Origin of the sequence: Streptomyces sp. YS-3 (assembly GCF_045257485.1) — a bacterium.
In the GTDB taxonomy this organism is placed as follows: Bacteria; Actinomycetota; Actinomycetes; order Streptomycetales; family Streptomycetaceae; genus Streptomyces.
This window is the reverse complement of the sequence record NZ_JBJHPC010000394.1, coordinates 1-6,921: the sequence shown is the minus strand read 5'-3', so window position 1 is coordinate 6,921 and position 6,921 is coordinate 1. Positions and strand designations below refer to the sequence as shown.

Below are 6,921 nucleotides of genomic sequence, written 5' to 3'. Positions count from 1 at the left end.
CTGATGCTCACCCTCCCCTTCCTCGTCGCCGCGGTCCTCCCCGACGTCCCCGCAGCACAGGTCTGCAGCACCCTGTTCCGCGTCGTCGGCGCGGTGCTGCTGTGCACCTCGGTCCACTGGACCTCTGTCCAGAAGACCACCGGCGTCCTGCTCACCGCCGTCCTGCCGACAGCCGCCATCACCATCTGGACTTCCGCCGACTTCACCACCTCGGACGGCACCCCGGCCCTGCTCGCCAACCTGGCCATGCTCATCGTGCTCGCGGGCACGGCCGCATGGCTCTGGCGAGTCCGGCGCGCCTGAGAGGCCTCTGCGGGTCGGCGGGTCCGTGACGGGCCGGGGGCGTGCCTCCGGCCCGTCACCGCCGCAACAGCACACCGCACACCGGCGAGCTGCGAGCGGACCCGCGTCGCCCCCCGCGTGCCGGGTTCGTCGTTCAGTGGCTGGTCAGTTCGCCACTCAGTTTGCGGTGCAGGTCGGCGCTGGAGTCGTTCAGGCCGATGATCTCGACGCTCTTGCCGCGCTGCACGTACTTGGTCTCGATCGCGTCCAGGGCCGCCACCGAGGAGGCGTCCCACACATGGGCGGCGGACAGATCGATGACGACCCTGTCCGGGTCGCCCGCGTAGTCGAACTGGCCCACGAGGTCGTTGGAGGAGGCGAAGAACAGGGCGCCGGTCACGGAGTACACCACGGTGGTGCCGTCGGGGTCGGTGACGGCGGCGACGTTGGCGAGGTGGGCGACGCGCCTGGCGAAGATGACCATCGCCGTGATGGAGCCGACGACGACACCGATCGCGAGGTTGCTGGTGGCGACCACGCAGATCACGGTGATGACCATGACGGCGATCTCCCCGGCCGGCATCCGCCTGAGGGTCTTGGGGGCGATCGAGTGCCAGTCGAACGTCGCGAAGGTCACCATCACCATCACGCTGACGAGGGCGGCCATCGGGATGTCGGAGACGACCGGCCCGAAGACGATGCACAGCACCATCAGGAACGTGCCCGCGAGGAACGTGGAGAGGCGGGTCCGGGCACCGGACACCTTCACATTGATCATCGTCTGGCCGATCATGGCGCAGCCGCCCATGCCGCCGAAGAACCCGGTGACGATGTTCGCGATGCCCTGGCCGACGGACTCGCGGGTCTTGTTGGAGTGCGTGTCCGTGATCTCGTCGACGAGCTTGGCCGTCATCAGGGACTCCATCAGGCCGACCAGCGCCATGGCCAGCGCGTACGGGGCGATGGTCGTCAGGGTGTCCATCGTGAACGGCACGTCCGGCAGCCCGGGGACCGGCAGGGAGGACGGCAGGGAGCCCTTGTCGCCGACCGTCGGGACCGCGATCCCCGCCGCCACCGTGATGGCCGTGAGGATGACGATGGAGACGAGCGGTGCGGGGATCACCGTGGTGACCCTGGGGAAGAACACCATCAGCGCCAGACCCGCCGCGACCAGCGGATACACGGGCCACGGCACATGGGTCATCTCGGGGACCTGGGCCATGAAGATCAGGATCGCGAGGGCGTTGACGAAACCGACCATCACCGAGCGCGGCACGAACCGCATCAGCTTCGCCACCCCCAGCGCCCCCAGCACGATTTGGAAGACACCGGCCAGGATGACGGCGGCGACGAGGTAGCCGAAGCCGTGCTCCCGGTTCAGCGGGGCGATCACGAGCGCGACCGCGCCGGTGGCTGCCGAGATCATGGCACGCCGGCCGCCGACGACCGAGATGACCACGGCCATGGTGAACGAGGCGAACAGTCCAATCGCCGGGTCGACGCCGGCGATGACCGAGAACGAGATCGCCTCCGGGATCAGCGCGAGCCCGACGACCAGGCCCCCGAGGACCTCGGTGCGCCACACCTTGGGATCGGAGAGCCAGTCCGGACGCAGACCGCGCAGCCGTGCGGCGGGAGAGACAGCGGGAGAAGGCAAGGAAACGGGTACCTGTCGTGCTCGGGCACCCCCCTATGTGCTGGCCGGGGGTGCGCGGGGAGGACGCGGGAGAGCCGGGCCGGCACCCCGCGGACAGCCTGCGGACGGCAGGCCGGAAGTCGGAGAAGGAACGGAACAGGGCGCCGCGCGAAGGGCGCGGGCCCACTCACATCCAGCGGCGAAGCGTCACGGCGGGCAGGCGGCGGCGATGGGCGTCATGGGCTCGCGCACGCTCTCTCCTGCGAGATCGGATCTTCACCGGGGGCGGCATCGGCCCCGGAACGGCAGTAGCGGGGCAGCGCGGACCGCCCTAGTCACCGGCAACTCTACCCTAACGTTAGAGTAGAGATCGGTCGGGGCCGCACCGGACGCCGCCCGACACCAGCGAGAAGGGCCGGAACGACAGGCGTGGACGACAAGCACATGCAGATCGGTGAAGTCGCCGCGCGGACCGAGCTGTCCCTGCGGACCATCCGGCACTACGAGGAGACGGGCCTCGTCACCCCCTCAGCCCGCTCCCGGGGTGGCTTCCGTCTCTATACCGAGACCGATGTCGCCCGGCTCATGGTCATCCGCCGCATGAAGCCCCTCGGTTTCACCTTGGAGCAGATGCGCGACCTCCTGGATGCCACCGACCGCCTCGACGGCGAGAGCCACCTCGACGCCGCCGAGCGGGAGACCCTGGTGGGCCGCGTGCGCGAGTACGAACGGGCCGCCACCGAGCAAGTCGACAAGCTGCGCGTCCAGTTGGCACGCGCCGAGGACTTCGCCGCCACCCTCCGCACGCGCCTGGACCGGAACACCCCCGCCGCGCCTCAGCAATAGGCGCTCATTCGCGCACTGACGGAGCCGCATCCAGCCTGAGCCGCAACACGCCCTAGATCGGCTGAGCCGCCCGTAGGAGATCCTGCGGGAGGTAGGGCGACTCGACGCGGATGTTCCAGCCGCGACGGCGGGCGTGGCAGGCCAGGCCGAGGATGTCGAGGTTGACCGCGGCATTCGGATCGTCCGCGCGGTCCGCGACCTGGTAGTAGTCGCGGTGGGCTTCGAGCGCGTCCGCCAGGGCCAGGTTGAAGCTCTCCTCGTCCCCCTCCACGAGCTGCGACAGCAGTACGGCCGGCGGCATGGCGAAGCCCCAGTCCACGGCCTTCTCCTCCTGCCGCAGGGCCCGCTCCGCCGCCGGTTCGGGATCGGCGCCCTTCAGATAGGCGTGGAGGGCTTCGTGGTACGCGGCGAAGGCCGAGCCGTCCGCGCGGGCGAACGCGGGGCCGGTGAGAACCAGCGGAGCCAGGTCCTCGCGTACCCCGGTGATGAGGGCCAAGGCAGTGGCCGTCCGCCAGTTGCCGGCTCCGGCTTCCTCACCCCGCTGGGCCGGGTAGCGCAGTGTGCGGCCGTCGATGGTCACCTCGGCCTCGGTGCCCGGCTCCGCCAGGGCGATACGGAACAGGGCCGCACCCATCTGGGAGGCCAGCCGAAGGATCGCGAGCTGGGCGTCCGTCACACCCTCGGGGTCCCCCGCGCGCCACTTGAAAAGGCGCGCCTGGTCACCCATGACGCCGCTGAGCCGCCAGACGGAGAGGGGTTTCCCATCGACGGGGGTGAGCGCCTCCCGCACGTTCTTCTCGTACAGGGCCTCGGTCTGCGGGTCCACCGTCCGGTCGAAGGCCGGTCGTTCGACCACCAGCGGGCCTGCGGCGAGGGCGGCCACCGAGTCCGGCCGCCGGTCACAGCCGAACCCCGCCACTCGCGGGCCGCGACTCTCGAAGCCCGTGACCAGCGCGTGCGGGAGGTAGTCGGTACGGACTGCGGGCGACCAGCCCAGGGTCCGGTACGCGAGCGCGGCGAGCGCCAGGGGGACGAGCGGGAGCAGGGTGCGCGGGGAGGTCTTGGGGCCGCGCGGGGTGGCGTGCCTGGCCAGGAGGTCTGCCAGCGCGGCATCGAAGGCCTCCCGGTCCGCGGCGGTCAGGGCGCGCAACGTGCGCAGCGCCAGGCCGTCCGGCCGGTCGAGGAGGGGCTCGCCCAGTTCCTCGGCGCGGGCACGGACACGGTCCAGGGCCGCGTCGACGGCGGCGAGCTTGGCCTGCGCGCTCGGCGGATACTCATCGTCGTCGCCGGTGTCGTCCAGAACCACGGCCGTCAGCCCCGTGACGAGCTCGCCGGTGGGTGTTCCCTGGGCCCGCGCGGCGAACTTCTCCCGCGCGAAGTGGAAGGCCTCGCCGTGCCACTTGGCCTTGTCCCTCAGCACCGAGAGACAGAGCGCGTCGATCCACTCCCCGGGTGTGACGCTCTCCTCGGGGCCGTCCTCACCCGCGTCGTAGCCCACGCCGAAGTTCACGTACTCCAGGAAGACCTGGAAACTGCAGTGCGGGTGGTACGCCGCGTAAGCGACGGCGCCGACCGCGGCCTCGGTGGCGTCCTTGAGGGCGGCCTTGGCCTCCGCGGTGTCGAGACCGGGTGTCTCGACGGAGAGGGCGCCCAGGTAGTCGAGGAACTCCTCGGCGATCGACTGCCACTCGTAGGTGCTCATCCGGCCGGCCCGCGACATGGACCGCACCAGGCCCCCGATGCGGTTCGTGAAGCCCTCGCGCGCTGCCGACACCGCGGGCGCGCCGACCTGGTGACGCTCTATTCGCACTGCCCTGCTCCCTGATCGAATCCCTGCGGACAGCTTAGGCGCGGGGACTGACAAGGCGGTTGCCGACAACCGGGTCGGGCATACCCACCACCCCCTGGTGTGGTGGACACACCAGGGGGTGGTGGGTATGCCCGACCCGATCTTCCACGGTGCGCCTGTGTAGGGTGCGGGTATCGACGGCGTGGTACAGGCCAATCGCGCCATCTCACAATCAACTGGGGGGCCAGTTCATGAAGTTCGTCCAGCGGCGCGCGTTCCAGCGCGCCCTCGCCGCCACCGCCATCGCGGCGGCGATGACCACCACCGCGGGTACCGCCCTCGCGGCCGGAAACCCGTCCGACGGCGCTGCGCGGCAGCAGGCCAGGGCGGAAGCCCAGCACCGTGCCCACAGCCCTTCAGGGCTTTCCGCGCCGCGCGGCGCCGCGCAGGCGCGGGTGGAAACGCCCACCTTCTCCATGACGGCCGTCGACAAGAAGACCGGCAACCTCTACCTGTACTTCCCGGACGGCGAGGGCGGCTTCAAGGCCCGCGACGACATCGGTGTCGACTTCAGTTTCGCCGCGTTCGAGGCCCAGGTCGACAACGACAAGGACGGTTACGGCGAAAGCACCTGGCACGTCGAGAAGTCCGGCCGGCTGACGTACACGTACCACGCCTCGGAATGGGACGTGGAAACCAAGACCATCGGTGACGGCTGGCAGATCTACGACAAGGTCCTCTCCCCCGGCAACCTCGCCGGCGCCGGTGAGGCCGACATCATCGCCCGGGACAAGGACGGGGTGCTCTGGCTCTACCTCGGCTACCCCGACGGCCGGGTCACCGCCCGCACGAGGATCGGCGGCGGCTGGGGCCAGTACACCGAGATCGCCGGCCAGGGCGACCTGAACGGCGACGGCATCACCGACATCGTCGCCCGCGACAAGGACGGGGTGCTCTGGCTGTACAAGGGAAACGGTGACCGCACCGACCCGTTCGGCCAGCGCACCAGGATCGGCGGGGGCTGGAACGCCTACGACCGTATCCTCTCGATCGGCGACCTCGACCATGACGGCCGTACGGACCTGGTCGCCCGGGCCGTCAACGGCGACCTCTACCGCTACTCCGGCAACGGGGCCAGCGGCGACCCCTTCAACGACCGTGTCAAGATCGGCTGGGGTTTCGGCATCTACGACCTCCTCTGAGCCGGTCTCCCTGTGACGCGGTGCCGCCGGGTGGCAGTCCCCCGGCGGCACCGCTGCTTTGTGACCGCCCGGTCCTCGGACCGGTCCGGACAGCCGGTCACGGGTGCGCGCCGTATTTGCGGGAACCGTTGAGATGACATACGGACATCGAACGGAGACACCGCCCCATGACGTACGACGGAACTGAAGCACCCGCCGCTCTGCTGCCCCTGCTGCGTACATCCGTAGAGCGGTTGCACGCCTCGGTGGCGACCTTGACGGACGACGACGTACGGGCTCCCTCGCTGCTGCCCGGATGGACCCGCGCGCACGTGCTCACCCACATCGCCCGCAGCGCGGACTCACGCACCCGTCTGCTGACCGCCGCTCGCACGGGCGAGGACGTGCCCCAGTACCGCGACGAGGCGCAGCGGGAGCGGGAGATCCAGGAGGGCTCCGAACGGCCCGCCGCTGCCCTGGCCGAGGACTTGCGCGGTGCGCTCGGTGGATTGCTGACGGCCGCCGGTGAGCACCCGGCCGACGCGTGGGACGTGCCGGTGCGTTGGCTGGGCGAGGGAAGGCGCCCCGTGCGCGGTGCGGTCGGCAGCATGCTGCGTGAGGTGGAGGTGCACCATGTCGACCTGGCGCATGGTTACCGGCCCGCGGACTGGCCCCCGTTCTTCGTCGCCCGGGAACTGGCGACGACAGTGGCCGGGCTAAGGAATCGTGACGATTTTCCCGGCATGGTCGTGAGCGCCGACGAGGACCGGGTGGTGCGGCCGGTCGGTGACGGTGAGGGTCCACGGGTGTCCGGGCCGGCGGCGGAGCTCCTGGGCTGGCTCACGGGCCGCACGGATGGGCGCGGACTTTCGGTCGATCCGGCCGGTGTGCTGCCGAAACTTCCCGCCTGGCGGTCCTGACCGGTAAGTGCGTTGGTCAGGACCGGGACACGGGGCGCGCGAAGTTGGCTGCGGTGACGGACGGACGGTGCCCCGGTCGGTTCACCGCCACTTCACCCGCCTCCAGCGACCCAGCGAGGTCACATGGTTGCCCTCGGACGCCCGAACCAGCGCGTGAGGGACCGGCGCAACTCCTGTGCGGCCTCCGCTGCCGGCGTCGACGGCGCGGCGATCCACACCGCGTGCCCGTCCGGACGGACGAGGACCGCGGGGGCCCGCCCCATGTCC

At 70.6% G+C, this 6,921-nt stretch carries 7 protein-coding genes; 4 read left to right on the top strand and 3 right to left on the bottom strand.

Annotation, left to right across the window (positions count from 1 at the left end):
• On the top strand, positions 1 to 303 hold a 303-nt coding region (locus ACJA3G_RS26155; RefSeq protein WP_406555500.1), incomplete at its 5' end, for a hypothetical protein.
• Between the two features lie 133 nt (positions 304 to 436).
• Here the strand turns inward: ACJA3G_RS26155 and ACJA3G_RS26150 are convergent.
• Positions 437 to 1,939 carry a SulP family inorganic anion transporter gene (locus ACJA3G_RS26150; protein ID WP_406555499.1) on the bottom strand — a complete coding sequence of 501 codons (1,503 nt, stop codon included), beginning with the start codon at positions 1,937 to 1,939 and terminating at the stop codon, positions 437 to 439.
• A gap of 408 nt (positions 1,940 to 2,347) precedes the next feature.
• On the opposite strand from ACJA3G_RS26150, the gene ACJA3G_RS26145 reads away from it, so the two are divergent.
• Positions 2,348 to 2,764, top strand: coding sequence for a MerR family transcriptional regulator (locus ACJA3G_RS26145; RefSeq protein WP_406555498.1), 417 nt, complete (start codon positions 2,348 to 2,350; stop codon positions 2,762 to 2,764).
• A gap of 52 nt (positions 2,765 to 2,816) precedes the next feature.
• On the opposite strand, the gene ACJA3G_RS26140 is transcribed toward ACJA3G_RS26145, so the two are convergent.
• Positions 2,817 to 4,574 (bottom strand): Imm49 family immunity protein, encoded by a 1,758-nt coding sequence (locus tag ACJA3G_RS26140; RefSeq protein ID WP_406555497.1) that lies wholly within the window; start codon positions 4,572 to 4,574, stop codon positions 2,817 to 2,819.
• Between the two features lie 230 nt (positions 4,575 to 4,804).
• Here ACJA3G_RS26140 and ACJA3G_RS26135 point away from each other — a divergent pair, with 230 nt between their 5' ends.
• Together ACJA3G_RS26135 and ACJA3G_RS26130 are read left to right on the top strand one after the other, a co-directional pair.
• A complete protein-coding gene (locus tag ACJA3G_RS26135) occupies positions 4,805 to 5,755 on the top strand; it encodes an FG-GAP repeat domain-containing protein (RefSeq protein ID WP_406555496.1) in 951 nt (316 codons plus the stop codon).
• Between the two features lie 167 nt (positions 5,756 to 5,922).
• The gene (locus tag ACJA3G_RS26130; RefSeq protein WP_406555495.1) at positions 5,923 to 6,654 is read left to right on the top strand and encodes a maleylpyruvate isomerase family mycothiol-dependent enzyme; all 732 of its coding nucleotides are present in this window, start codon (positions 5,923 to 5,925) and stop codon (positions 6,652 to 6,654) included.
• 119 nt (positions 6,655 to 6,773) lie between these two features.
• Here ACJA3G_RS26130 and ACJA3G_RS26125 read toward each other — a convergent pair whose 3' ends face one another.
• Complete coding sequence (locus ACJA3G_RS26125; RefSeq protein ID WP_406555501.1) at positions 6,774 to 6,917, bottom strand: hypothetical protein; 144 nt, start codon at positions 6,915 to 6,917, stop codon at positions 6,774 to 6,776.
• Positions 6,918 to 6,921: the final 4 nt, after the last annotated feature.